At 58.1% G+C, this 25,465-nt stretch carries 25 protein-coding genes; 7 read left to right on the top strand and 18 right to left on the bottom strand.

Annotated elements, in window-relative coordinates; all coding sequences use genetic code 11:
• The first annotated feature begins 48 nt into the window (after positions 1 to 48).
• Positions 49 to 3,321, top strand: coding sequence for an efflux RND transporter permease subunit (locus NC979_RS18265; protein ID WP_190519542.1), 3,273 nt, complete (start codon positions 49 to 51; stop codon positions 3,319 to 3,321).
• 129 nt (positions 3,322 to 3,450) lie between these two features.
• Positions 3,451 to 4,044: a GUN4 domain-containing protein gene (locus NC979_RS18260; RefSeq protein WP_190519539.1), complete on the top strand. Its 594-nt coding sequence runs from the start codon at positions 3,451 to 3,453 to the stop codon at positions 4,042 to 4,044.
• 193 nt (positions 4,045 to 4,237) lie between these two features.
• Here the strand turns inward: NC979_RS18260 and NC979_RS18255 are convergent, their stop codons facing one another.
• From NC979_RS18255 to NC979_RS18235, 5 genes are all read right to left on the bottom strand, one after another.
• On the bottom strand, positions 4,238 to 4,624 hold the full coding sequence (locus NC979_RS18255) for a hypothetical protein (protein WP_190519537.1): 387 nt from the start codon (positions 4,622 to 4,624) through the stop codon (positions 4,238 to 4,240).
• Positions 4,625 to 4,766: 142 nt separating this feature from the next.
• Entirely contained in the window at positions 4,767 to 5,684 is a 918-nt protein-coding gene (locus NC979_RS18250; protein WP_190519535.1) for an ABC transporter permease, read from the bottom strand.
• A 9-nt stretch (positions 5,685 to 5,693) separates the two neighbouring features.
• Positions 5,694 to 6,737 (bottom strand): ABC transporter ATP-binding protein, encoded by a 1,044-nt coding sequence (locus NC979_RS18245; RefSeq protein ID WP_431191083.1) that lies wholly within the window; start codon positions 6,735 to 6,737, stop codon positions 5,694 to 5,696.
• Between the two features lie 223 nt (positions 6,738 to 6,960).
• Positions 6,961 to 7,941 carry a heme o synthase gene (locus NC979_RS18240; protein ID WP_190519533.1) on the bottom strand — a complete coding sequence of 327 codons (981 nt, stop codon included), beginning with the start codon at positions 7,939 to 7,941 and terminating at the stop codon, positions 6,961 to 6,963.
• A 90-nt stretch (positions 7,942 to 8,031) separates the two neighbouring features.
• On the bottom strand, positions 8,032 to 9,039 hold the full coding sequence (locus tag NC979_RS18235; RefSeq protein WP_190519531.1) for a COX15/CtaA family protein: 1,008 nt from the start codon (positions 9,037 to 9,039) through the stop codon (positions 8,032 to 8,034).
• A gap of 295 nt (positions 9,040 to 9,334) precedes the next feature.
• Here NC979_RS18235 and NC979_RS18230 point away from each other — a divergent pair, with 295 nt between their 5' ends.
• From NC979_RS18230 to NC979_RS18215, 4 genes are all read left to right on the top strand, one after another.
• A complete protein-coding gene (locus tag NC979_RS18230; protein WP_255524819.1) occupies positions 9,335 to 9,466 on the top strand; it encodes a hypothetical protein in 132 nt (43 codons plus the stop codon).
• A gap of 88 nt (positions 9,467 to 9,554) precedes the next feature.
• Positions 9,555 to 9,893 (top strand): hypothetical protein, encoded by a 339-nt coding sequence (locus NC979_RS18225; RefSeq protein WP_190519529.1) that lies wholly within the window; start codon positions 9,555 to 9,557, stop codon positions 9,891 to 9,893.
• Positions 9,894 to 10,072: 179 nt separating this feature from the next.
• Positions 10,073 to 10,450, top strand: coding sequence for a hypothetical protein (locus tag NC979_RS18220; protein WP_190519527.1), 378 nt, complete (start codon positions 10,073 to 10,075; stop codon positions 10,448 to 10,450).
• A 7-nt stretch (positions 10,451 to 10,457) separates the two neighbouring features.
• Entirely contained in the window at positions 10,458 to 11,201 is a 744-nt protein-coding gene (locus tag NC979_RS18215; protein ID WP_190519524.1) for an alpha/beta fold hydrolase, read from the top strand.
• Here the strand turns inward: NC979_RS18215 and NC979_RS18210 are convergent.
• From NC979_RS18210 to NC979_RS18150, 13 genes are all read right to left on the bottom strand, one after another.
• The gene (locus NC979_RS18210) at positions 11,198 to 12,058 is read right to left on the bottom strand and encodes an alpha/beta fold hydrolase (protein ID WP_190519522.1); all 861 of its coding nucleotides are present in this window, start codon (positions 12,056 to 12,058) and stop codon (positions 11,198 to 11,200) included. The genes NC979_RS18215 and NC979_RS18210 overlap by 4 nt on opposite strands.
• A gap of 81 nt (positions 12,059 to 12,139) precedes the next feature.
• Positions 12,140 to 12,595: an NUDIX domain-containing protein gene (locus NC979_RS18205; protein WP_190519520.1), complete on the bottom strand. Its 456-nt coding sequence runs from the start codon at positions 12,593 to 12,595 to the stop codon at positions 12,140 to 12,142.
• Between the two features lie 3 nt (positions 12,596 to 12,598).
• The gene (gene bcp / locus NC979_RS18200; RefSeq protein WP_190519517.1) at positions 12,599 to 13,063 is read right to left on the bottom strand and encodes a thioredoxin-dependent thiol peroxidase; all 465 of its coding nucleotides are present in this window, start codon (positions 13,061 to 13,063) and stop codon (positions 12,599 to 12,601) included.
• A 105-nt stretch (positions 13,064 to 13,168) separates the two neighbouring features.
• Positions 13,169 to 13,948: an SDR family oxidoreductase gene (locus NC979_RS18195; RefSeq protein WP_190519515.1), complete on the bottom strand. Its 780-nt coding sequence runs from the start codon at positions 13,946 to 13,948 to the stop codon at positions 13,169 to 13,171.
• Between the two features lie 269 nt (positions 13,949 to 14,217).
• Positions 14,218 to 14,634, bottom strand: coding sequence for a hypothetical protein (locus NC979_RS18190; protein WP_190519513.1), 417 nt, complete (start codon positions 14,632 to 14,634; stop codon positions 14,218 to 14,220).
• A 128-nt stretch (positions 14,635 to 14,762) separates the two neighbouring features.
• Positions 14,763 to 15,710: an ABC transporter permease gene (locus NC979_RS18185; RefSeq protein WP_190519510.1), complete on the bottom strand. Its 948-nt coding sequence runs from the start codon at positions 15,708 to 15,710 to the stop codon at positions 14,763 to 14,765.
• 117 nt (positions 15,711 to 15,827) lie between these two features.
• Positions 15,828 to 16,913: an ABC transporter permease gene (locus NC979_RS18180; protein ID WP_190519508.1), complete on the bottom strand. Its 1,086-nt coding sequence runs from the start codon at positions 16,911 to 16,913 to the stop codon at positions 15,828 to 15,830.
• Between the two features lie 9 nt (positions 16,914 to 16,922).
• On the bottom strand, positions 16,923 to 18,116 hold the full coding sequence (locus NC979_RS18175) for a BMP family ABC transporter substrate-binding protein (protein ID WP_190519506.1): 1,194 nt from the start codon (positions 18,114 to 18,116) through the stop codon (positions 16,923 to 16,925).
• A 285-nt stretch (positions 18,117 to 18,401) separates the two neighbouring features.
• The gene (locus NC979_RS18170; protein ID WP_190519504.1) at positions 18,402 to 19,568 is read right to left on the bottom strand and encodes a nucleotidyltransferase family protein; all 1,167 of its coding nucleotides are present in this window, start codon (positions 19,566 to 19,568) and stop codon (positions 18,402 to 18,404) included.
• Between the two features lie 245 nt (positions 19,569 to 19,813).
• Positions 19,814 to 20,680: a segregation/condensation protein A gene (locus NC979_RS18165; RefSeq protein ID WP_190519501.1), complete on the bottom strand. Its 867-nt coding sequence runs from the start codon at positions 20,678 to 20,680 to the stop codon at positions 19,814 to 19,816.
• A gap of 85 nt (positions 20,681 to 20,765) precedes the next feature.
• Entirely contained in the window at positions 20,766 to 21,023 is a 258-nt protein-coding gene (locus NC979_RS18160) for a hypothetical protein (protein ID WP_190519499.1), read from the bottom strand.
• 87 nt (positions 21,024 to 21,110) lie between these two features.
• Positions 21,111 to 21,458, bottom strand: coding sequence for a lipopolysaccharide assembly protein LapA domain-containing protein (locus NC979_RS18155; protein ID WP_190519497.1), 348 nt, complete (start codon positions 21,456 to 21,458; stop codon positions 21,111 to 21,113).
• Positions 21,459 to 21,651: 193 nt separating this feature from the next.
• Positions 21,652 to 22,443 carry a DUF3153 domain-containing protein gene (locus NC979_RS18150; RefSeq protein WP_190519495.1) on the bottom strand — a complete coding sequence of 264 codons (792 nt, stop codon included), beginning with the start codon at positions 22,441 to 22,443 and terminating at the stop codon, positions 21,652 to 21,654.
• A 143-nt stretch (positions 22,444 to 22,586) separates the two neighbouring features.
• On the opposite strand from NC979_RS18150, the gene NC979_RS18145 reads away from it, so the two are divergent.
• Positions 22,587 to 25,388: a cation-translocating P-type ATPase gene (locus NC979_RS18145; protein WP_190519493.1), complete on the top strand. Its 2,802-nt coding sequence runs from the start codon at positions 22,587 to 22,589 to the stop codon at positions 25,386 to 25,388.
• The last annotated feature ends 77 nt before the right edge of the window (positions 25,389 to 25,465 follow it).

The raw sequence follows: 25,465 nt of genomic DNA, 5'->3' as shown, positions 1-25,465 counted from the left end.
CAGGAATCACAACTTTCTAACCTCCCTTAAGCCCCCGGTATTTCACCCATGGCGCTGTTCTCCATTGCTGACAACTTTATTCGTCGCCCGGTGCTCACTACCGTGTGCACCCTGCTGATTGTGATGGCGGGGGCGATCGCCATCCCTTTGCTGCCCATTGAGCAACTGCCGGAGATTGCGCCTTTACAAATCTCGGTGGCGGCTAACTATAACGGGGCCGATGCCGAAACCGTAGAGAGCAATGTCACCACGGTGCTGGAGCGCGAAATTAACGGTGTGGAAGGTATGCAATACATTACTTCCAGCAGCACTAACACTGGCCAGAGCACTATCAACGTAGTATTTGGCCCTGGGCAAGACAAAGATATTTCCCAGGTGAATGTGCAAAATCGGGTGTCGCGAGCAACGCCCCTACTGCCGCCGGAGGTCAGCCAACTGGGGGTAACAGTGACGGCTCAGTCGCCAAGCATTTTGCTGGTGTATCGCTTCTTTACTGATGACGATCGCTACGACTCACTGTTCCTGAGCAACTACGCTGACCTGTTCATTCTCGACGAGATGAAGCAGATCGACGGCGTCGGCAGCGCCGAGATATTTGGGTCGGGTCGCTACGCCATGCGACTCTGGCTTGATCCCACTGCCCTGGCCAGTCAGTCGATTACCCCCGGCGATGTGGTGGCGGCCCTGCAAGAGCAAAACATTCAGGTGGGGGCTGGGTCGGTCGGCGCTTCCCCTACCAGCGTTGATCAGGCCTATCAGTACACTGTGCGTCTGCCGGGTCGTTTGGAAGAAGCCGAAGAGTTTGAGAACCTGGTGGTCAAGGTAGGGGCTAATGGCAACCTGGTGCGTCTGCGCGATTTGGGACGGGCCGAAGTCGGGGCGCAAGACTACAGCTTTGACGCTAAGACCCAGGGCAAGGCGGCGGCAGGATTGATCATTTACCAGCTGCCGGGCAGCAACGCCTTGCAGGTGGCCGAGGCGGTGCGCGATCGCATGGCTGAGCTACAGCAATCGTTTCCGCCGGGCTACCAGGCTGAGCTGGTATTTGATACCACCGACTTTGTGCGTGTGTCGCTCAAGGAGGTGCTGATCACCCTGGTGACGTCGATCGCCCTGGTGCTGCTGATTTTGTTTATCTTTTTGCAGGACTGGCGCTCCACCATCATTCCGGCGATCGCCATTCCGGTGTCGCTGATTGGGCCGATGGCGTTTTTGCTGCTGTTTGGCTTTTCCATCAACACCCTGACCCTGTTTGGGGCGATTTTAGCCTCGGGGGTGGTGGTGGACGACGCGATCGTGATCGTGGAGGCGATCGCCGCCAAGATTGACCAGGGCATGCGCCCCCGCCTGGCCGCCCTCGACGCCATGCAGGAGCTGTCTGGGGCGCTGGTGGCCACCTCGTTAGTGCTGATGGTGGTGTTCATTCCGGTGGCCTTTTTCCCCGGCAGCACCGGCAAAATTTACCAACAGTTTTCCTTCACCATGGCCTTTGCGGTTCTGGTGTCCACCTTCAACGCCCTCACCTTTTCCCCCGCCATGTCGGCGCTGCTGCTCCGCCCCAACCCTCCGGGGGGCCGGGGTGGGCCGCTGGGGGGCTTCTTCAACCGCTTTAACGACCTGTTGCGCTGGGTGACCGAGCGCTACCGCCGGGCGGTGCAAGTGCTAGTGCGGCTGCGCTACGGCGTGCTGGCCCTGTTTGCGGTGGGCACCATGCTGATGGTAGGCATGTTCCGCATCGTGCCGACGGGCTTTGTGCCAGAAGAAGATCAGGGGTACTTTTTGGGGATTGTGCAGGCCCCCGATGGTGTTTCGCTGGAATATACCAAATCGGTTATGGCCCAGGCGGATACCCTGATTTCTCAGTTTCCAGAGGTGACCAGTACCTTTATGCTGACTGGGTTTGGCTTTGATGGCCCCTCGCCTAACCGAGGGGTATTTTTTGCGACCCTGGCCCCTTGGGAAGAGCGGCGAGGCCGTGAGTCGTCGGTAGCGGGGCTGCTGCCCAAGGTCAATGGAGCTCTCTCAAGTATTCAAGAGGCACTGGTAATTGCCTTTAACGCTCCCCCGGTGCCTGGTTTTAGCCCTACTGGGGCTTTGGAAATGCAGCTGCAAGATCGCAGCGGTAATCAGATGAGCATCGACGAGTTTCTAGGTAACGCCTACGAAATCATGGGGGCGGCTAACGAGTCGCCTGCCTCAGCGGGAGTGTTCACGCAGTTCACAGCCAGTTCGCCCCAGGTGCAGGTGGAACTCAACCGCGATCGCCTCAAAGCTCTAGATGTGGATGTTAGCGAGGCGCTCACCACCGTCAGCACCTACCTGGGCTCCCGCTACGTCAACGACTACACCTCTGGCGGGCGCAACTACCGAGTCTATGTGCAGGCCGACGAAGGCTTTCGCAATGAGCCCAGCGACATCAATGCCATTTACGTGCGATCGCGCCAGGGCACCATGGTATCCCTAGGAGAAGTCGTCACTCTCAAGGAAATAGTCGGGCCGTCTACCATCAATCACTTCAACCTGCTGCGGGCCATTAAGCTGGAGGGCCTACCCGCACCGGGGGCGAGCTCGGGCCAGCTGATTGCAGACATGACTGAAGCCCATGCCCAAGCCGCTTTACCGGTGGTAGGGCAGGCTTGGCAGGGCACAGCTCGGGAAGAGTTGGCCTCCGGCGGTCTCTCAATCCTGATCTTTGGGCTTGGGGTACTAGTGGTGTTTCTGGTGCTAGCGGCCCAGTACGAAAACTACGTCGATCCCATCATCATTTTGCTGACGGTGCCCCTGGCGGTGCTGGGGGCGCTGACGTTCCTGTTCTTCCGAGGCCTGGAGCTTAACGTCTACGCCCAGGTGGGGATGGTCATGCTGATCGGCCTCGCCAGTAAAAATGCCATTCTGATTGTAGAATTTGCCAACCAGGCCAGAAGTCAGGGTTTGGGGCTGGTGCCTGCTGCAATAGCCGCCGCCGAGCAGCGATTTCGCCCGATTATCATGACAGCAATTTCATCGCTGGTGGGGACCTTTCCGCTGCTGATTGCCACTGGGGCGGGCAGTGCCAGCCGCTGGTCGGTGGGCTACACCGTGTTTGGGGGGCTGCTGGTGGCGACAGTGCTTAGCCTGCTGGTGGTGCCGGTGCTCTATGTGATACTCAAGGGCTTAGAAGATCGACTGTTTCACAGTGGACCCGGGGCACCGCCCGCTGGGACTGTCTCAACCAGTTTCAGCAACGATGGCTCTCGTTCTCTAGACGAAGCTGAAGCCATGGCACCGATGCGATTTGCGGAGCAACCCCCTCGGGAATCGCAGGGGGAGAACCCCGCCTAGGGCTGCGATCGCAATTATTGCGACTAGGTAATACTAGAATTTGTAGCGTTGACCAACTTCGTTTGGCATCGGATGACCAAGGAACCGCCTCAGGGCATGGTTCTGGCTCTCAATACTTAAGGAGTCGATATGGATGAAGAAGGGTCGCAAGCTGAACTGGCTGCTCGCATAGAGGCGCTAGAGGCCAGGGTAGAAGGCTTCATTCAGCAGGGGATAACGGAGCGCATCGCTCGCATGGAAGATGCGCTAACCCTGGTAACCGATGTTGAACGCTATCAACCACTTCAGCGGCTGCTTAAAACTGGCAAGCTAAGAGAGGCTGACGAAGAAACCGTGCGGGTAATTTTGCAGGAGGCCGGCACCCCTGATCGCGAAGACCTAACTCCCGACGCCGTGCGCCTGTTTTCGTGCAGCGTACTGCGGGTAGTAGATCGCCTGTGGACTACCTACACGGGCGGCCGCTTCGGCTTTAGTGTGCAGCTCCAGATTTACCAATCCGTAGGCGGCACCCTTGAATCAGCGCTGATTCAAGACACAGCCATTCTCAACCGCTTAGGCGAACAGGTGGGCTGGCGGCAAGATGACCAGTGGAAAACAATTGACCAGGCCCGCCACGATCTAGATGATCCCGTAGGCTGTTATCCCATCGTCTGGTGGAATTCTCCCTATGGAGCCAAAATGGTCAACTACTTTCTCAGCCGTCTGTTTACCTGCCAGCTATAGCGGTCTACAAACAGGTTAGAAGCTTGGAAAACGTGGGGTTTAGGCACATTTATGCCGTCTTTCAGGCAGTTGCTCGAAGCAGCCGTTCAAAAAACATGGCCACTAAACGTTTAGCGGCCATGTTTCGTGATTTTGGATTGTGTTCCTTTACCAGAACAGACAGCCGTCTGCCTTCTGCTTTGGAAACAATGGCCTACTCTTCTCCAGTTTCAGGAGCAATGACCTCAGTCGCCTCAGTCTGCACAGGCTGGGACTGCTGACGGCGCAGGGCATCTTGCTGGAGGGTGCGGAAATTAAGTGCCTCGTCGCTGATACGGCCCCGATGCTGACGGCTAAAGTCGGTAGAGCTACGGTCATTCATCAGCACCGCCCGGTGAATCAGATCAAAAGGGCTGCTGCTTTCGCCAAAAATGCCGTCGTTGGCATCGCTGTCGCCAAAGCCTTCATTGGTATCGACGCGCGGAGTGCGGCTTGGGTCAGTAGCCGTAGATTGGGCCAAGGCTGCCGGAGCCAGAACTAACAGGCTGGCAGCTGCGATCGCAGCTGCTACCGGTCTAGAGAGAAAATTTGGGTAAGCCATAGGAGCACTCCTTGACACCATAACAACTAAGACTTTGGGCACAGAAAAACTGTGCTGCCTACGCTTGCCATTGTAGCGGCTAACTCGCCAGCTGCCGACCCCTACCAGACCAGCTCTGTAACTGGTGGAGTAGAGCTGGTCGCTAGGCAATCCGGCGGCGCAGCAGGGGCTGAATTAGCCCTAGCGACAGACCACAGAAAACCACTAAAACTGCCAAACAAGCCCCTAGCGAAACTGCCGCAAACGGCGTTTGCAGCACTGTGTCACCCAAGCCCCACACTGGGTGCAGGTAGACATAGCGAATAGGCTCAATGGCATAGGTGAGTGGGTTTAAGCTAGCCACCACCTGGAGCCACTGGGGCATAAAATCTAGCGGTACCAGAGCCGTACTTGAAAATAGTAGGGGCAGGTTGGTTACAAAGATCACCCCAATCAGCTCAATGTGGCCGGGTAGCGCAAAGGTCAACCCTAGGCTAAGGGCCGTCACACCCAGCACCAGCGCCATGACAATAAATAGCACTAGCAGTAGCCCCGGCAGGCTAGGTAACCCGGCACCGAGCACAGCGCTCAGGGCCAAAATCGCCGCCGTTTGTATCAGGCTCAGCGCGGCGATAAACAGCGCCGACGCCACCACAATGGAGTAGCGCGAGGCTAAGGGTGCCACCAAAAACCGGTTCAAAAAGCCAAACTCGCGGTCAAACATCACTGGTAGCCCAGCGTTGAGCGCACCCCCAAAGGCCGTGAACACAATGATGCCTGCCCCCAGGAACTGGCCGTAGTTGCGACTTTCGCCAAACAACCCAGCCGGTACGTTCTGAAACAGCGCCCCAAACAGCACTAGCCAAATCAGCGGCTGAATTACGCCAGCCACTAGGGTAGTCGGGCGACGCTGAAGCTGAATGAACAGTCGCTGGGTCATGGCTAGGGTCTCTTGCACAAAGGCCCCAGAGACCAGCCCTTGGGATTTGATCAGGTCAGCCTTCCAGGCTTTAAGGTCTGAGTTTTCAAGGCTGGGGGCAGCCTCGCGAATTGGGGATGGGGTGGGAATAGTGGTGCTCATGGTGTTATCCTAGCGTCCCTTCATAGCCTGTTTCTTTTCTTTCTTAAGGTCGCGCTGACCCACAGCGGCCAGCTCCGCATCCATCAAGGTGCGGCCTGTGGCAGCCAAATACACATCGTCAAGGCTAGGGCGCGATTGGGCAATGCCAAACACAGGCAGATCGGCGGCCTTGAGCGCCTGCTGCACCGTCAACAGCACGTCTGGCTGACGGTCAACTACTAAGTTGAGAGAGTTGCCCTGGGCCGAGTTGACGATCACCTCGCGCACAAAGGGCAGCTCAGCTAGCATCGTGCGGGCATCAGCGGCCTCTGTATCGGAGGTGAATTCGCGAATGCGCAGGGTGATGCGATCTCCCCCAATCTTATCCTTCAGTTCGCTGGGGGTGCCGGCCGAAATCACTCGGCCTCGGTCAATAATCGCCACTCGGTCAGCCAGGGCATCAACTTCTTCAAGGTAGTGGCTGGTGATTAAAATTGTGGTGCCTGCCGCCCGCAGCTGCCGCAAAAAACTCCACACCGCCGATCGCGTCTCAATGTCAAGGCCAACTGTGGGCTCGTCAAGCACCAGCAGATCGGGCTGATGCAGCAGCCCTAAAGCCAAATCTAGGCGCTTTCTCAAGCCCCCAGAATAGTTGCCGGTCTTTTTGTCGGCCCAGTCACCCAGCTCTAGCAGGTTGATCATCTGGTCGATGCGAGGACCAGACACACTCTTAGGCATGTGGTAAATATCGGCTTGAAGCCGTAACAGCTCGCGTCCGGTAAGCACCTTGTCAAGGGCAACCTCCTGGGCGATGTAGCCAAGATGTTGGCGCACCAGCCGAGGCTGCTCGACTACCGAAACCCCCATGACTTCAAGCGTGCCGCTGTCTGGGGTGGTCAGGGTGCAGAGGCAGCGAATAGTGGTGGTTTTGCCCGCTCCGTTGGGTCCCAGCAGGCCAAAAATTTCGCCAGACTCAATGGTGAGCGACACATCGCGCACTGCCTCTACCGCCCCGTAGGACTTCTTCAAGTTTTGAATTGTTACCGCCGCGGCCATCTGTAGAGCTAACCCCAAACGTATTGGTTCCTACACTGGTTATTCTACAGAACTCCTTTGGGCGAAGGGGGGCAGGATTTTTTTCTAAATCGGGAATTTTGGATTTCACCGAGTAGCCCACCTACCCATACAACCTTCACACTACGGAGGGTCTACCGCAACGACATATTGTGTCCATGGGGCAGCTGCCGCGTTTACTAGACCTGCCTAAAGAAATGCACGGATGTCCCACCATTTCAACTTAAAACGGCAGCATGCTCACCAACGGCTTTAGATGACCCAATACGCTGGCCACCAGGGCACGAGTCACGGGCCAGCTATCGACCACCATGCCGGCCGATAGCAGCATCATGTAGAGAATCGAGAACTTGAACAGTCCCTTAGCCAGGTCGCGATCGCTCGGCGCTTGCAGCAATGCCCAGGCTCGTTGAATAAACATACCTCCCAGCATTAGGGCGATCGCCGCATACACTGCGCCGGTTGCTCCCAGGGGAAACGTCATCATCAGCGTCAGGGGCACCAACACCAGGGTGTAGTACCAGATCTGCTGCGCTGTGGCCTCGTCGCCTGCGATCACCGGCATCATGGGCACGTTGACCTTGGCGTATTCATCTTGAATTAGCATGGCCAGCCCCCAAAAGTGGGGCGGTGTCCAGATGAACACGATCGCAAAGAACAACCATGCGGCCAGGGGTAGATCGCCCGTCACTGCAGCCCAGCCTACCAGGGGCGGAATCGCTCCAGCGGCACCGCCGATCACGATGTTTTGAGGCGAAGACCGCTTCAGCCATAGGGTGTAGACTCCTACGTAGATAACAATGCCCAGCATGGCCAGCCCGGCGCTGAGCAGGTTGGCTACCCAGGCTTGGAGGCCAAAAGACAGGGCTGCCAGCACCCCAGCAAACACTAGCGCGTCGCGCACCTGAATGCGCCCGGAGGGAATGGGACGGTGACGGGTGCGCTCCATATCGAAATCAATGTCGCGATCGTAGACGCAGTTGATGGTCTGAGCCGAAGCTGCTGCCAGGGTGCCGCTCAGCAGAGTTACCATCAGCAGCACCGGGTCGATCTCGCCCTGGCTCGCCACCCACATGGCCGCCGCTGTCTCAATCAGCAGCAGGGGAATAATGCGGGGTTTGGTAAGCTGCACATAGCTCTGCACAACGGCCTTAAAGGTCTCGTGGTGCCGAGTGGGGGCATTCCATGTGGTGGTCTGATTCATGCAAAAAGTCCTAAATGGTTCTAAAAACCGTAGTTGACAGCTAAATACGCCTAGAGGAGTGGATGAAAACTCTTGTAATAGAAAGCGCTGTTATGCCTCGACAGCAGAAGGCGTAGAGGCTAGCAGTGTATCGTCAGCGCCGAAGCGAGGCTCACTGGGGATAGGGTCGAGGCGATCGCGCCAGGCCAGCACGGTGAAGCACACCAGGGTGCCGACCAGCGCTGCCCCCAGGGTGTGGTGGGCTACGGTCAAAGGTTCGATCTGCAGCCGGAGCCGAAAAGTAGCAATTCCCATGACGAGTTGAAGCACCAGCAGCATGCTAACCAAGCTGCCCAATCGCCGCAGGGGATAGGTAAGCGCAGGGGTCCGCCACACCGTCCAGGTGAGCGCCAGCACCATAGCAGTGGTGGGCAAAATGCCTAGCAGATGGCTATTCATCACCTGGCACAGCTCCTTGAGCCCCAGGCACTGGTGAGCGGCCCAGCGTGACCCCACCAAGCCCCCCAACAAACATTGGGTATACACCACGGCCAGCGTTGCTAAGCCCAGCCAGGGCAGACGGCCCACCGTGCCAGTGCTGCGATAGGGCAGCAGACAGCAGGCAATGACGAGCATGGCGCTAAAGAATAGCAGCGCCGTACCTAGGTGGGCGGTGACAATGTCGAAGCGCAGCAGCTGGGTTACCGTCAGGCCTCCGAGCGCTCCCTGCATGCCAATGAGCGCTAGTGCGCCCACCGCTGCCCAGGGCAGCCAGCCGGGTACCTGCCGCCGATACCATAGGCTGAGAGCAACCAGCCACAGGGTGCTGAGACCAATTAGGGCGGCATCGAGCCGGTGGAACCACTCTAAAAATACCTGGAGGTTCATCTGCTGCTGGGGCACCAATTGGCCGTAGCACAGGGGCCAGTCGGGGCAGGCCAAACCTGCATTCATCACTCGAGTGGCGCTGCCTACGGCCATCAGGGCGAGGGTGGCCACGGCAATCTTCCAGACCAGTCGACGAATGCGATCGACCGGGGTGGGGGCAGCGTTAGCGTTGGGCCACAGCGCTTCACGGGCTGTAGCCGGAGATAAAAGTGAGGGGAAATTTGCGGCCATGCCATCTCCAGCGGTGAGCAATGCGATCTGGGGGCGGGCTTCGGACGGCGGTTTTGGGTGTTGCTCCCAAGCTGCTCCGGTCGAAGACCTGTAGGAGTAAACACTCAGGTGGAGGATTACAGAACTAAATACACACTTTAGTCCTCGTACCTGGGTCGTTGCTTACCACTTTAGAGAGGTCAACCCTTGATTTGGCAAAGCTTTAGGGTTTTCTTTGGGATTTAACTCTCGCTCTAGGTGGCTATATACAAACCAGCGTTGTGCCACAGCAGGATATATAACGTAACTTATCGTTATGTTTGACGATAGAGACCCAGGGCGATGCTGGGCGAAAGGGGTGATGGAGTGGGGGCGATCGCCGCTTTGGGTGCCCAACTCTGGCCGCCAGGTGACACAATGGGGTGGCCTTGCCGTTTGGCTGGACTAACTTCCACTGAATGAAGCGTTTTTGGCCTCAGGGGCAAAGCCAAATCGACGGCCATATTTATTTACCGATCGCAACGAGTACTGCACCCATGAGCGCCCCCCTCACCCTCAACCTACCCCAGGGATCTGTTCGCTTTACCTTTTCGGTCGAAGCGGCCCAGTCTCTCAAGGCCTCCCTAGACGAGCTGATGACCACGCTGAAAAGCGCCGCTGCCCAAGGTGGAGAGACCGGTCGTCGGACTCCCCAGTCGCCGATGGAGTATCGCCACAGCGGTGAGGTGTTTCTGGAGGTGTTTTGCAATCCTAATATTTGGCCTAGCCCCTTTGCGGCTAAGGTGCTATTGACCCTGCGGGACGATCGCATTCGCGTCACTACTGAGGCCGAGCTGTCGCAGATTTACGACGACGTCATCACCTACCTGGGCTAAGGGGGCCATAGATCGCCTCCCTCTACCTCAGGTGGGATAGTAGCCTGAGATGCTACATCTGACGGGAGGGGCGCGATAGAATATGAGCGCCAAAGGCCGCCAAAGCGGTACTGGTTGCGCTTGGCGCGGTCCGCTTTGACCCTCAAGCGCTTGATTTGAAGTTTTTAAGGCAGCAAGCTATGAACCCTGATGACCTGTCTCAAACCCTGCAGAAGGGAATTCGCGTTACTCTCGGGGCCACCGCATCGTTAATTGAGGCCATACAGGATCCCGAAACTTCGAACCAAAAATTTTCTGCCCTGGGCGGCGATGTCAACCGTCTCACCGAAGAGCTAGAGGTTAAAGGCGAGATCACCGAGCGCGAGGCCCGGCAGTTTGTGGATGGGTTGCTCAGCCAAATGCCTAACCCCTTTGGCAGCTCTGGTCCGGCCGCCGGTGAGACCACGATTACCACCGTGGCCAGCCCCGTAGTCGACACCGGTGTGCAGAGCGACCTAGAGGCACTGACCCTAGAGTTGGCGGCAATTCGTCGCGAGATCGAGTTGCTCAAGAGCTAAGGCAAGTATGGTTGGCACCGCCACATCCCCTTCTAAGGGCAAGACTGAAGATCCGGCGATCGCAACTGAGGGCAACGTTGCGATCGCCGAGCGCGAAATCTACTTCATCAGCGGTCTCGGTGCCGACTGGCGAGTGTTTCAGCGCTTGCAGCTAGAGGGCTATCGCCCGGTGCATATTTTATGGCAGCGCCCCGAGCGCCACGAGTCCATCGAGCAGTATGCCCAGCGGTTGCTGACCCAGGTCACGGTAGAAAACCCTATTTTTGTGGGGCTTTCCTTTGGTGGGTTGATGGCGATTGAAATGGCGAAGCTCTGCCGCCCGCAGCAGGTGATTGTGATTTCTAGCGCGACTACGGGGGCGCAGATTCCGGCCTACTACAAGGTGTTTCGCTGGCTGCCGGTGCAGCTGGTGGTGCCCTTTAAGCAGTTGCTGTGGGTGGTACACGGGCTTTTAAACTGGCTATTTGGCCTCAACAACCGCGATGACTGCTCCCTGTTCAAGCAGGTGTTGGTCGATACTGACCCCTGTTTTCTCAAGTGGGCTATCAATCAGGTGGTGGGTTGGCGCAATCAGGTGGTGCCTGAGCATCTAGTCCACATTCACGGCAGCAGCGATCGCATCTTTCCCTTTGGCTACCGCAGTGCCGATGTGGTTGTGCCCGGTGGCGGCCATCTCATGGTGCTCAATCGGGCCGAAGAACTGTCTCAACTGCTGATGGCGACGTTGGCCACTAGCCCCGTGGAGAGCTAAGGCACTGTCGACCGGGGCGGGGCGGGGGGTACCTTACGCACCTGAAAGGGTAAATCGGGGAGCTTGAGCTGATCGATCGCTGCCGCAAACTCCTGCTCATCGACGCCTAAGGGCGTATCGACGGCGGTGAGTTCGCGGTACTGCGGATCGGGCAGTAGGCGCAGCCAAGCATGGGTGAGCTGGTGGGTCACGGAGTCAGCGGCGGCAGCCTCTAGCACCAAGGTCGGCAGCCAAAGTTGTTCTAGCCCCTGGTGTAGCAGTTCACCATTGATAGCGGCAGTGCGACGCTGAAACAGCGTCTTGCAGGCGGCAGGAGACTGGCGCAGACAGCGGCGGCGATCGCGCAGTGCTTTGACCCAGGCGGCATTACCCAGCCAGGGCAGCACCAAAGACAGGGGCGACCAGGGGGCAACCAGCCAGCGATCGCGCTGCCAGCGGCCTCGTAAAGCGCGATCGTTCACTCCTTCGGGGGCCAGCACCGTTAGGCTCTGCACCTGGTCGGAGTAGGTGAGAGCATACTGGCCTGCTACCCAGGCTCCTAGAGAATGGCCCACTAACCGAAAGCGATGAATGCGCAGAGCGCTCAGCCAGCTGTGCAATGCTTCCACCTGAAAGGCTACCGAGTAAGCTTTTCCCTCTCGCCACGACTCGCCAAAACCCAGCAAATCGGGAGCTAGGCAGTGGTATTGAGGAGCCAAGCACTGCATGGCCGGTAGCCACTGGGTGCTGTCCTGCCAAGACCCATGCAGGAAAATCACCGTTTCTGCCTGAGATTTACCGCCCTCATGCCAAAACACGTTGCCGCTGGGGAGCTTCATGCGGCCAGTGCGAATCGGAATCTCGGCGGGTAACGGCATAGGGTCTCGGTGGGTAGATGGCACTAGGGTAACCGGAGGGCAGTGCCCAGTCCGTCAGACCCAACAAACTTACCCAAAAGCTTAGGCTAAAACCGTTTCTCCCTTAAAGAAATCTTGCAAATGCTGACGGTGGTCGTGGGAGAGGCGATCCCAGGGCAGTTCGTCGGGGTTAAAGGCGGAGGCTTCTAAAATTTCACGGGGATCAGCAGGATAAGGCTTGCCCGTCACCCGCACCGCCACCGTCACGCACACCGAATGAAACCGGGGATCGCGTCCCGGCTGGGAGTATACCCCCACCAAACGCTCTAGTCCCACGGTCTGGAGCCCAGCTTCTTCTTTGAGCTCGCGGGCGGCAGAGGTGATCACATCTTCACCCCAGTCAACAATGCCGCCGGGCAGGCTCCACAGCCCGTTGTCACGGCGGCGCACCAGCACAATATTGCCATTGGCTAGCAGCGGAATGACGCAGGTGCCGAGAATGGGGCGGCGTAGCAGCAACCCCAGCAGGGTGCGTAAAATATGGGCGAAGTAAGCCATGGGCTAAAGGGTTTCCAAGTCGGCCAGCACCTCGTCGGCATGGGTTTCGGCTTTGACCTTGAGATAGACTTTCTCCAGATTGCCGTCGGGGCCGATGATAAAGGTGCTGCGGGTAATACCCATATATTCTTTACCCATGAACTTTTTCAGGCCATAAACGCCATAGCGGCTGGCCACTTCGCCGCCCTCATCCACCAGCAGCGGAAAGGGCAGGCTGAACTTGTCGATAAACTTGTTGTGGGACTTGGCATCGTCGGTACTCACCCCCAGCACGATGGCATCCTTGCCCTGGTAGTCGGCGTAGCGATCGCGGAACCCACAAGCTTCTTTGGTGCAGCCGGGGGTGTTGTCGCGGGGATAAAAGTACAGCACCACTCGCTGACCCTTGAGGTCGGCCAGGCTATAGGTCTTGCCGGTAGCATCGGGCAGGCTAAAGTCGGGAGCGGGGTTGCCAACGGAAAGGGTCATAGTCGGTATTGCGAGTGAAGGGATGATTGTGCCATCGCCCATTGTATAGCGGTGATCGACTGCTCAGGTGTTTGCGGCCAACTCAAAAAAACAACCTAATGGGAACTACTCAGCTTGCCGATGGGTGTGAAATACAGAGGCCTGGGCGGTCGGCATCAGCATGACATCGCTGATGTTGACGTGGGCTGGGCGAGTGACGGCAAACACAATGACGTCGGCCACATCGTCGCCGGTCAGGGGAGTCATACCCTGGTAAACGCCCTGGGCGCGATCGCGATCGCCATCAAAGCGCACCAGGCTGAACTCGGTTTCGACTAAGCCTGGGTCAATGTTAGTGACCCGCACCGGGGTGCCCAATAGGTCGAGCTTCAGCCCCTCTGATAGGGATCTAACGGCGGCCTTGGTGGCGCAGTAGACGCTGCCGCCGGGGTAGGTCTGCCGCCCAGCGATCGAGCCCACATTCACTACGTGGCCGTGCCCGCGCGCCACCATGCCCGGCACCACAGCCCGCGTCACGTAGAGCAATCCTTTGACGTTGGTGTCGATCATGGCTTCCCAGTCTTCTAGGGGCGCTTCGTACTGTTTGTCGAGCCCCCGACTGAGCCCAGCGTTGTTGATCAAAATGTCGATCGCCTGCCAGGGATCAGGCAAGTTTGCGATCGCTTCACCGACGGCTCCCGACTGGCGCACATCTAACACCACCGTCAGTACTTCAGTGGAGTGCTGTTGCTGAAGTTCTGCCGCCAGCGCCTCTAGGGGTGCCTGGCGACGGGCAACCAAAATTAGCCTCGCTCCAGCGGCGGCAAGCTGGCGAGCGCAGGCGGCCCCAATGCCGCTGCTAGCGCCGGTAATCAAAACGGTTTGGTTTGCGAGCGGTGCAGCCATAGCAGAGAAAAATAAATACCGATTGTCAATATCACTTAGCAACAGCCCCAGCCGTAAAGCAGGGGATCGCTATCGAGGTAGGTTTTAGAGTTGTGCAGAATGCGCTACCGCGCCAGCGTAACGCATCAGGCTCAGAACTTGGGGCAATAGTTTCCTTGGGCGATCGCCTCAAAGACCATTCCGCGAGCGAAAACATCTGCATTGTTTGCTTCTTCTCAAGAGTGCAGGCCCCGCACCTCTTTTGTGGCAGCTTCTAGTCAGAAAAACTCCTAAGAGGCCTTCCCCGGCTCTGGATTCTTCACGCTGGCATCGATCTCATCGAGAGTTTGCAGCACCAGACGCTTGGCTTGCAAGTCCCAGCCCAGCTTCTGCACTTGAAAGGCTACGTAAAACCCAATGCCCGTAGCAATGAAATCCAGGGGTTGCTGGCCTGAAATACCTAGCAGCAGTCCCAACCCGCCAATGCCCCAAAAGGGCAGGGCTACCGTCTGGCGGTTTTCTTCAATCAGCTTTGCGACAAAGTTGTTGGGAATGCTTGCTGCCACTTCCTCCCGCACGGCCTGCTGCTGGGGATAGGGCACAGCAAAGCTAAACTTGCGGCGCAGTTTCTCAATCTTGCGGGCGTCAGTGCTGTACTCTGTCAGCTCGTCTTCTGCCATCCGAATGAGCTGCTCAGCTTGGGTCATGGGAATATCTCAAACTAGGTACAAGGGCGGCCAGGGTTGGAAGACAAACACCTCAGGGTCGCCGGTTTTCATTATCCCACTGCAGTGATCCTGCGAATACTTTGGTCCTCAGATGAGAAGGCAGGCCGCTAATCGCTCTGCCCCAAAGACCCCGGAGCGCCCGTCAGGGTGCGCTTAGGTGAGCAGGTGACAATCATGATCAGCAGGGTCAGAATGTATGGGGCGGCGTTAAACAGGTAATAGTACGAGTCAATGCCCACTGACTGAAACGCAGGTCCTAGGGCCTGGGCTCCGCCAAACAGCAGTGAGGCCCATAGACACTGCCACGGCTGCCACCGCGCAAAAATAACCAGGGCCACCGCCATCAACCCCTGCCCACTGGAAATGCGCTCGGTCCATACGCCAGGGTAAAACAGCGACAGGCTGGCCCCGCCAATTCCCGCCAAGAAGCTACCCGCCACAATGCTGGCCATGCGCACCCAGAAGATCGAAATGCCCATGGCCAAGGCGGCATCGGGGCTGTCGCCTACGGCCCGCACGTAGAGACCCCAGCGGGTTGATTTGAAAAACCAGCTCATTAACGGCACGATCGCCACCCCCAGCAAAAACAGCGGGCTAATTTGCAGCGCCGACTGCACCTGGGATAGGCTGCTCCAGCCACCAGCCGCCAGCGTGGGCAACTGGGGAGCCTGGGGCTGAATGAAAGGCTTGCCCAAAAAGTTGGCCAGTCCGCCGCCAAAGATAATCATGGCGATGCCCACCGCCACATCGTTGACCCGGGGCTGCTGCGCCAGCCACCCGTGGATTGCCCCCAACCCCATGCCCGCTACCCCCGCCGTCAGCACTCCTAGCCAAGGCGCTAGGGTAGGGCCAACAATGCCCGAACTTAGGTAGGAGACGGCGTAGGCGCTCATCGCTCCCATCAGCAGGGTACCCTCTAGGCCAAGGTTGATTTTGCCGCTTTTCTCCGTCAGGCACTCACCCAAACTGACCAGCAGAAAGGGCACACTGCCCCGCAAAGTACCGGCCAAGATGCCCAGGGGTACGCCCCACCAGCCCAGTGCTTCCGTCGCCATTGCTCCCCCTCACGTGTTGATAATTCAGGCCCGGATATCGGTAAGCTTTCCGCTGAGCATTCCGTAGGTGCTGAGTACCCAACCCATCCACCCGCCTACCCGCCACCCATCCACTTACTACCCAGCCACAGCCGCACCTTCAGCCTGGACCTCCCGCTCCTGAAACACCTTAAAGCGCCCGTAGAGCGATTCGCTGTAGAGCACACAGAGAAAGACGATGCCTTGAAAAACCATCACGGTGGCGTCGGGCAGGTTGTGCGATCGCTGCAAAATGCCGCCGCTGGCCAAAATGCCCCCCAGCAGCACCGACACCAGCACTGTCGCCAGCGGGTTGTGGCGGGCCACAAAGGCTACCAAAATGCCGGCATAGCCATAGTTTGAGACAATCGACTCGTTCAGCCGCTTTTGCACAGCGGCGACCTCGACCATGCCCGCCAGCCCAGCGCAGGAACCTGCCAGGAAGCACACCGCTAGGGTGAGCTTGCCCACCGGCAGCCCAGCAATGCGGGCAGCGCGCACGTTGCCCCCGGCGGTGCGGGCGGCAAAGCCAAAGGTGGTGCGCTGCATCAAAATGTATGCCAGGGCCGAGGCCACCAGACCGTAAACCAACCCCCAGTGAACCCGGGTATCGGGTAGGTTGCCCAGCCAAGCTGTTGGAGCAATCTCAAAGCTGGAGGGCTTGCTGACAAAGGCGGGGTCGCGCAGGGGGCCTTGAACAAGGTGGTTCATTAGGGCGATCGCAACGTAGTTCAGCAGCAAGCTGCTGATGGTTTCGTTCACCCCCCGGTAGTGGCGCAAGGCTCCTGCCACCGTAATCCATAGGCCGCCGGCTACCAAGCTGCCCAGGGCCATAGCCAGCAGTACGAGGCTGCCGGATAGACTCGATCCCATGGCCAGCCCCACCAGCACCGCTGCCAGCCCCCCGATCACCAGAGCCCCCTCGTTGCCAATAATCACTAGCCCCAGCCGAGCCGGTAGGGCCGTGCACAGGGCCGTAAGCATTAGCGGTGAGGCCCGCAGCAGAGTATTTTGCCAGGCGCTCCAGCTGCCAAAGGCGGCCCGATAGATAGAGGCGTACACGGCCAAAGGGTTGGCTCCAGCCAGAGCGCAAAACCCCCCAAAGATCACCAGGGCAGACAGCACTGCCCCGAAGGGCAGCGCCACCGATTCTAAAGATCGCCGCCAGGTTGTTGTAGACGCCATAGTGATGTCCTAGCTGATGGACCCAATGACACCCTCGACAAAGTAGTCCATTTTCTCAAGCTCGACATTGTCGGTTTTGAGCTGCTGGTCGGCGGGCAAAATTTCGTCCCCGGTGTTGGTCTTAAGTGGCCCCTGGTAAATCACGATCTCGCCAGATTTGATACCGGCGATGGCGGCATCACCGGCGGCCTTGGCCTCGTCGCTGACGGCAGGACCGTAGGCCGATAGCTTGCAGAAGTTATCGGCTAGCCCACCCCGCAAAATGTGGGGAATGCCGTCGGTCATGAGGGTTTTGCCCGCCATGAAGTCTTTGCCGAGGGCAGTGTAAATGCTGGACCAGTCCCATTCGGCCCCGGTGAGGTAGCCCTTGGGAGCCAGGGGGCTCTGGTCAGCGTGGTAGCCTGAGGTCATCACCCCGCGCCGTTCGGCGGTCTCCATCACCACCTTGGGGCTGTCGACGTGGCAGGTGATCACTTCAATGCCCTGGTCGGCCATGCTGTTGGTGGCTTCGGCCTCTTTCACCGGCACTGACCAGTCGCCGGTGAAGATCACCTGGGTGGTGGCATCTGGGTTCACCGACCTGGCCCCCAGGGTAAAGCTGTTGACGTTGCGCAGCAGCTGCGGAATGGGCTTAGCCGCCACAAACCCCAGCTTGCCCGCTGGGCTCATTTGGGCCGCCACTACCCCAGCGACGTACTGGGCTTCGTCAATGTAGCCAAAGTAGCTACAGATATTTTTGGGGTGCACACCCTCCTGGTAGAGCCCCCCGGCGTGGAAAAACTGCACGTCGGGAAACTCTTCTGCCATGGCGAGAATGTGGGGATCGAAGTAGCCAAAGGAGGTGGGGAACAGCGCCTTGGCCCCGTCGATCTCGATCATGCTGCGCATGGCTTCGGCCACCGCTGTGGTTTCCGGCACACTGGCTTCTTCTACCAGGCGAATGCCGGGCACGTTGGCGACCATGGCAGCGGCCCCTTGGGCGTGGGCCTGGTTGTAGCCAAAGTCATCCTTAGGCCCGACGTAGATAAAGCCCACGACCATTTCTTCTGGGGCAGAACCATCGGTGGCCGCACTGCCCTCGGTGCTGGGCGACTGGGCGCAGCCGGTGCTCAGTTTGGCCGTCAGCCCAAAGGCGGAGGAGGCTAGCAGCCCCCGCATCACCTGCCGTCGCGATAGGCGAAAAGAACGGTTGCGATCGCTCATTGTGGAACTTTCTCCGGTACAGGGGCAAACAATAAAAGTGTTGGACTTACAGCTCCGGTTACGAACCGAATCGCCTGTGAGATTATCTCGGTTCGTGAACAGCTGCCCTTAGCTTTTACACCATCTTCTAAGAATTGGTAAAAGCCTCTGAAGTAGTTGTATCAAAAACCACAGTTTTCCGGGCTCTCCGCCACTATCTGAGGATAGAGATTAACCAAAACAAAGCCCCAAAGTTAATTTAACTCTGGGGCGAAGGATATTTGCTTAGACGTCGAGTTGATCGCTCTAAATATGCTGCTCTAGCAACTCGGCGATCGCCCGGTGCTCCACAGGCGGCACCAGTGGAAACTCCTGACGGGTATCGGTAATCAACCAGTCGAGGGCAGCGGCCTTCATGTCGATCGAGGCGCCGGTCTTATCCACGCAGTAGCGGCCAAACACCAGCTTATCTACCAGGCGCACCCCAGGGCCAATGCGCGAATATTCGAAGATCACGCTCTTGTCGACGATCGCCCCGCTGCAGATCGAGCAGTTGTTGCCAATGGCGCTGGGGCCGATGATGGTGGCTCCGTCTTCGATGTGGGTCATGCCGCCGATGTAGACCGGCCCTTCGATATTGACTTTGTCCCAGTTGGCCTTCACGTTGAGACCCACATGGACGCCGGGGCGAATCTCCTGACCGGGGATATCCACCAGATTGACCACGCCGGTGAGCACGTCTTGAATTGCGCGCCAGTAGTCGGGTACTTTACCGATGTCGACCCACTCAAACTCCATGGGAATGCCGTAGAAGGGGGCGTTGTTGGCCACCAGCTTAGGCAGCAGGTCGCCGCCAATATCAAACGACACGCCCGAGGGAATGTAGTCAAACACCTCAGGCTCAAAGATATAGATGCCGGTGTTGATCTCGGTGCTGAGCGCCTCTTCGACGGAGGGTTTTTCCTGGAATGACTTGACCCGCCCTTCGGCATCGGTGACCACGACCCCATAGCTGGGCACCTGCTTGAGGGGCACGGTCTTGGTAATAATGGTGGCGATGGAACCCTTCTCGCGGTGGCGACGCACGGCCTCAGTGAGGTCGAGGTTGATCAACGCATCGCCGCAGAGCACCACAAAGGTGTCGTCAAAGAAGGGCGAAAAGTCTTGAATCTTGCGCATCCCTCCGGCGGAACCGATGGCGTCGCCCACCAGTTCGCCATTTTCTTCGATGCGGCCCTCAAAGGAGTAGGCCAGCTCAACCCCAAAGCGCTGTCCGTCGCGAAAGTAGCCCTCAATTTCGTTGGCTAGGTGACTAACGTTCACCATAATCTGGTCAAACCCGTGCTGGCGCAGCAGTTCGAGCAAGAACTCCATCACCGGTTTCTGCATGATCGGAATCATGGGCTTGGGAATAGTGTAGGTGATGGGCCGTACACGGGTGCCTTTACCGGCAGCCAAGATCATGGCTTTCATATGAATAGGATCCTTAAAATTTATGGGGGTATGATCTGTAGAGCAGTTTTTCTAGTTAGGGCTATAGCCGTTTACCTAGAAAAAGCTCGAAATAACGTCAACCTAGGGCAATTGCACTTGGTCATGCTAACAGCGCCCCAAACCAGAGCACTGGTAACCCATTAACCTTCAACGAGTTCTTACACTTTCCTTTAAAATAGCCCGGCATTCTTAGAAACGGTGATCTTCGTCACTGCTTCTTCGTCTTAGTCAGGCAGAATAAAGGCCGGCAGTTCGGCCTCTGCTGCGGTAAGAGGGGCGCGATTAAGATTTCTGACCCGTAAATCGCCGTAGAACTGATTTTGACCCAGCTCTACCTTCGACTGGGCTGAGAGAAACAGCAGCCCCCAAAACACGCCCACCTTTTCGTGGACGGCGGCGGCGTGGGGCGTGTCAAAGTCGTGGGCGTCTTCGAGATCGGCGGGCTTAAACTGGGGCCAGTGCTCCAGCAGCAGTTCAAAGTCGATCCACAGGGTGTCTTCGCCTAGCTCGTCCCAGTACTGATCGAGAAAGGCTTCTAGGGCAGCGGCAATTTCAGAGAGGTTTTCCTGGTGGGCTAGCTGAGCGATCGCCCGTACTGCCTGGCGCTGGGGCTGGGGTCGAGCGCGTCGCGCTCGCAGGCGCGGGGTGTGGTCGGCCATCACCGTGGCCATGGTCTCGAGTTGCTGAATTAGCTCGTGGAGCGTGACCTGCCGCCGCTGAGGAATGGGGGCGACGGCGCGGCGGTGCAGGTGCCGCTCCAGGTTGCGGGGTAGGGGTATGAGGTCAGGAATTTCCTCTTCCCAGACCTCTTCGGGGTTGGCTTCGGCCTCGGCTTCGGCTTCGGCTCGCACCATGGTGTCGGCCTTGAGCAGCACCAGCATGGAGGCGTAGAGAAACCCTTGACCCGACTCAGATAGATTGGCTTCGTAGGGGGTGCGGCCTTGGCTGGCCAAGGCTTCGGCCTGGCTCTTGAGCAGCGACAAAAAGCGATCGATCACGTCGATCACCTTGACATCCCACGGGTCGATTTCGCCCTGATCGGCCAGGTCGATGAGAAATGCGATCGCAGTTTGAGCCAGGGACGATGACATAGATCGGGCGGTGCAAAAGCTTAGAGATCGCTAGACAGCCCCCGCTGTCTAAGCCGCCATGACGCGGCTATCGGCCCATGATAGCTCAAAGGCCCGTTTTACCTAACGACTCCATCACCGCATTGATTAGCGCTTGTCCCCAGATCATCGCCGTTGCCCCACACCCGAGGATCACGAAACCGGCCTTGGCGATCTGCATTGGATCAAAGCTGAATGGAGAGCCGTAGGAGAGCGGCAGTGCAACTAGCACAGCGCCTAGGGCAGCACCCCCAGCAAACCGCGAGGCCCACCTGAGTGATGAGCGCTGAGTAGTCTGAGTAGGGTCATCGTCGCCAGACATCATGACGCTTTCTCTAGCGCAACATCAGCTAAATCATAACAACTGAGGTCAATGCAATCTGGCTCGCACCTCCGGTTCCGCTAGCCGTACCTAAGCGACCGCTTCCCCATCTTCGACTTGAGCAGCGGGCAGCAGCAGGCTCTGTTCTTCGAGCTTGACCTGGTAGCGCTGCACATCCTGCTCCAGTTCCTGAATGCGAATTTCGCGCTGCTGCACCTGCTTGCCGAAGGACATGTAGCCCTGCACCTGCGCCCAAACGCTAAACACCCAGGCAAACACCGCGCCGATGCCCATGGCCATAATTAGCTCGACGCACAGCGGGGCTTCTACATCCAGGCCAGGGGCAATGTGAATTAGTACCCGCTCAGTGTTCTCAATGCCAAATAGCACCAGGGCTAGGGCAATCACAAAGATAACGACGAAATTTATCTGCCTCATGGCTCTGGGCCTCCCATCGCTAGTCAAAATCGCTAGGTCTATTTAACCAGGCAAGCTCTGTTTTTGGGTAAAGGTTTTTAGGAAATGAGAGGCGAGTAAAGTCAAGAGATGAGGAAGATGGGGAAGGTGAGGGAGTTTAGGTTCTGTTGACGTAGCGGCTTTATAAGTCGAAGGGAAAAGGGTGAGGGCTTGCTTAGGAGGCGGGGAACTTGGGCTTGAAGATGCGGTAGCGGAGGCCATAGCCAGCGAGCACTAGGGCTGTTATGCCGAGGGTGCCGAGGGCGATCGCGTTGGGCAGCCAAAAGGTGGCATCAATGGAGTTGATCTGGCCTGGCTCAAGCTGCCAAGTGGCTCCGGTGGCGTCTTGCTGGGTAGGAGGGGTGGCAGTAGGAGCCAGTTGGGATAGGCCCCAGAGCACTTGCAGCCGAAAGTGCAGGTCAGCCCAAGGGGCCAAATCAGCCGAATCATCCTGGTTGGGGGGTAGCTGGCTTAGGTCGAGGGTGTAGGTGAGGTGGGTGCGGCTGGCCAGCAGCCAGTTGGTTTGGTCGATGGCTAGGGTAAAAGGGACAGGCTCCCAGCCGGGCAGTTGTAGGTAGGTGGGACGGTCTGGGGGGGACGGTTCTTCGGCAGGGATGGATTCAATATCTGGGTCGGCGGCACTAGCAAAGAGCTGCTGAAAGCGATCGCCCAGGTCGGCAGCGGTACCAAAAGGCACAGTGAGGGTAACGGTCTGCGAGTTTTGGCTGAGCTGGCCGCCGAGGGGGCGCGATCGCACCTTCAGATCATCTAGCCAGGGTTCGAGGGTGGGCTGGGCTAAGGCTGCACCGCGATCGCTTAGATCAATCGTCTGCGAAATCTGACCGTGGCTCTGGTGGTCAAAGCGCAGGGTGAGGTCGTAGCGCAGGCAGCCGCTCAGCAGCAGAGGCAGCAGCAGCAGCAGCGATCTCCTTAGAACTCTCCTCAGATTAATGTGAACAGGTTGCATTGGCCCGTGATTAACCCCAACGTCATGTGCCAAAATCGCTCCAAAGATTAATCTTTGTGCTCAGTTTCGTAGCTCCGGCCAAGGCTATACCATTAGAGCCATAGATTTAGAGCCATAGATCCAACGGTAGCTGGTAGCGTTGCATGAATGACTCCTCTCCAAATTCTACGACCGCCTGGCATTCGGTTGGCATTGAGGAGGCCCTCAGTCAGTTAGACAGCAATGACAACATCGGCCTCACGGCTCAAGCTGTGCTCGATCGCCGCAGCCAGTACGGCCCCAACGAGCTAGAAGAAGTCGGCGGCCGCCCCGCCTGGCGCATCTTGCTCGACCAGTTCACCAACATCATGCTGCTGATGCTGATTGCGGTGGCGGTGGTATCGGGGGTGCTGTCCTTTAGAAATCAAGAATTTCCCAAGGATGCGATCGCGATTTTTGCGATCGTTATTCTTAATGGCGTGCTGGGCTATCTGCAAGAGAGCCGAGCTGAGAAAGCCCTAGCTGCCCTGAAGCAAATGGCGTCGCCCAGCGTGCGGGTGCAGCGCGACGGACGTCTGCAAGAGGTGCCCTCTCAAGATCTGGTGCCCGGCGACATTATGTTGCTCGAAGCCGGTGACCAGGTGGCTGCCGACGGTCGCTTGCTAGAGGCTAGCAATCTTCAGCTGCGCGAGTCCGCTCTGACCGGCGAAGCCCAAGGGGTCAACAAACAGGCCACTCGCACCCTAGCGGTTGATACAAGCCTAGCCGATCGCAAGAACCTGGTGTTTCAGGGCACGGAGGTCGCGCAGGGCCGAGGTCGCGTACTGGTGACCGGCACTGGCATGAAAACCGAGCTGGGCCGCATTGCTGCCATGCTGCAAGGGGTCGAAACCGAACCCACTCCGTTACAGCAGCGCATGACCCAGTTGGGCAACGTGCTGGTTAGTGGGTCGCTGACCCTGGTGGCAATCGTAGTGGTTGCTGGCGTGTTTTTTGGCGGTTGGGGAGCCTTTGAACGTCTGCTAGAGGTGGCTCTGAGTATGGCGGTGGCGGTGGTGCCCGAAGGCCTGCCGGCGGTGATTACCGTCACCCTAGCCATTGGCACCCAGCGCATGGTGCGCCGCCAGGCCCTCATTCGTCGCCTGCCTGCGGTGGAAACCCTGGGCTCGGTTACCACGATTTGCTCTGACAAAACCGGCACCCTAACTCAAAACAAAATGGTGGTGCAGCGAGTGCGCTCCCTTTCCCAATCGCTGCAAATTACTGGGGAGGGTTACGCCCCTGAGGGTGAGTTTGTCAGCGAAGGGCAGCCCTTGGACCCTCGCCAGGTAACTGACGTTGGTCTGCTGCTGGTAGATGGTCTGCTATGCAACGATTCTGTGCTGCAAAAAGAGGGGGGCGATTGGGCGATCATGGGCGACCCCACCGAGGGAGCCCTGGTGGTGATGGCGGCTAAAAGCGGCCTCGATCGCCACCGTCTAGGCCACGAATTGCAGCGGGTCGTAGAGTTTCCCTTCTCATCAGAGCGCAAGCGCATGAGCGTGGTGTTTAGCGGCGTAAATGCCCTCGCCGCCGATCTGGCACTGTCCAAAGACCTCTCTAACGCCCCCTACCTCATGCTGGCCAAGGGATCGCCGGAAATGCTGCTTGAATGCTGCACCAGCGGCCTGAAGGGAACAGAGCAGTTTGAGCTGGATCAGGAGACGCGATCGCGCATTCTAGCCGACAGTGCCACTATGGCTGCCCAAGGGTTGCGGGTACTGGGCTTTGCCTATCGCTCCATCACCACCGTGCCCGATGAGGGCGACCCCGATCTGGCCGAGCGAGATCTAGTGTGGCTGGGCCTGGTGGGCATGATCGACGCCCTGCGGCCCGAGGTGCGGGTGGCGGTGCAGCGCTGTCGGGCCGCTGGCATTCGCCCCATGATGATTACTGGCGACCACCAGCTGACCGCCATGGCGATCGCCCAAGACTTGGGCATTGCCGATGCCGATGCCCGCTCTCTCAGCGGCGCTGAGCTAGAGGCCATGAGCCAGGCCGAGCTAGAGGCCGTAGTCAAAGAGGTGAACATCTATGCCCGAGTGTCGCCCGAGCACAAGCTGCGTATTGTTAAAGCCCTGCAAAAAGACCACCAGATCGTCGCTATGACCGGCGACGGTGTCAACGATGCCCCAGCCCTCAAACAGGCCGAGATTGGCATTGCTATGGGCATTACCGGCACCGACGTGAGCAAAGAGGCCAGTGACATGGTGCTGCTCGACGACAACTTTGCCACCATCGTCGCCGCCACCGAAGAGGGTCGGGTGGTCTACACCAACATTCGCCGGTTTGTGAAATACATTCTCGGCTCTAACATTGGCGAACTGCTCACCATTGCCCTCTCGCCGCTGCTGCTGCCGATCTTGGATGTGCCCCTAAGCCCGCTGCAGATTTTGTGGATGAACCTGGTCACCGACGGTTTCCCAGCGCTGGCCCTGGCGGTAGAACCAGCCGAACCCGATGTGATGGAGCAGCCGCCCCACGACCCCCAAGAGGGCATTTTTGCCCGTGGGTTAGGCGCCTATATGCTGCGCATCGGCGTGGTGTTTGCCATTATCTCGGTGTCGATGATGGTGTGGGCCTATCAGCACGCTCAGCAGGGCGGCGACCCCGATCGCTGGAAGACGATGGTGTTTACTACCCTCTGTCTGGCTCAGATGGGCCACGCGATCGCTGTGCGCTCTGGCAGTCGCCTCACTATAGAAATGTCGCCCTGGTCAAACCCCTTTGTGCTGGGGGCCGTGCTTCTCACCTGCGTACTTCAACTCATGCTGATCTACGTAGAGCCGCTGCGAAATTTCTTTGGCACCCACCTGCTCAGTTCCTTCGAACTGCTAATCTGCTTTGGCTTTAGCACCTTGCTGTTTGTCTGGGTCGAAGCCGAAAAAATCTACCGCCGCATCCGAGGCAAAGTCGTGAGGGACTAGCATTATTCACTTAATCGCCCCTCTACATCATGAGCATCGTCAACGCTCTTGCTCATCCGACTGGCTTGACTAAAGCT

Origin of the sequence: Leptolyngbya subtilissima AS-A7 (genome assembly GCF_039962255.1) — a bacterium.
GTDB lineage: Bacteria > Cyanobacteriota > Cyanobacteriia > Phormidesmidales > Phormidesmidaceae > Nodosilinea.
Note: the sequence above shows the minus strand (reverse complement) of the source record. Positions and strands in the feature narration are given on the sequence as shown.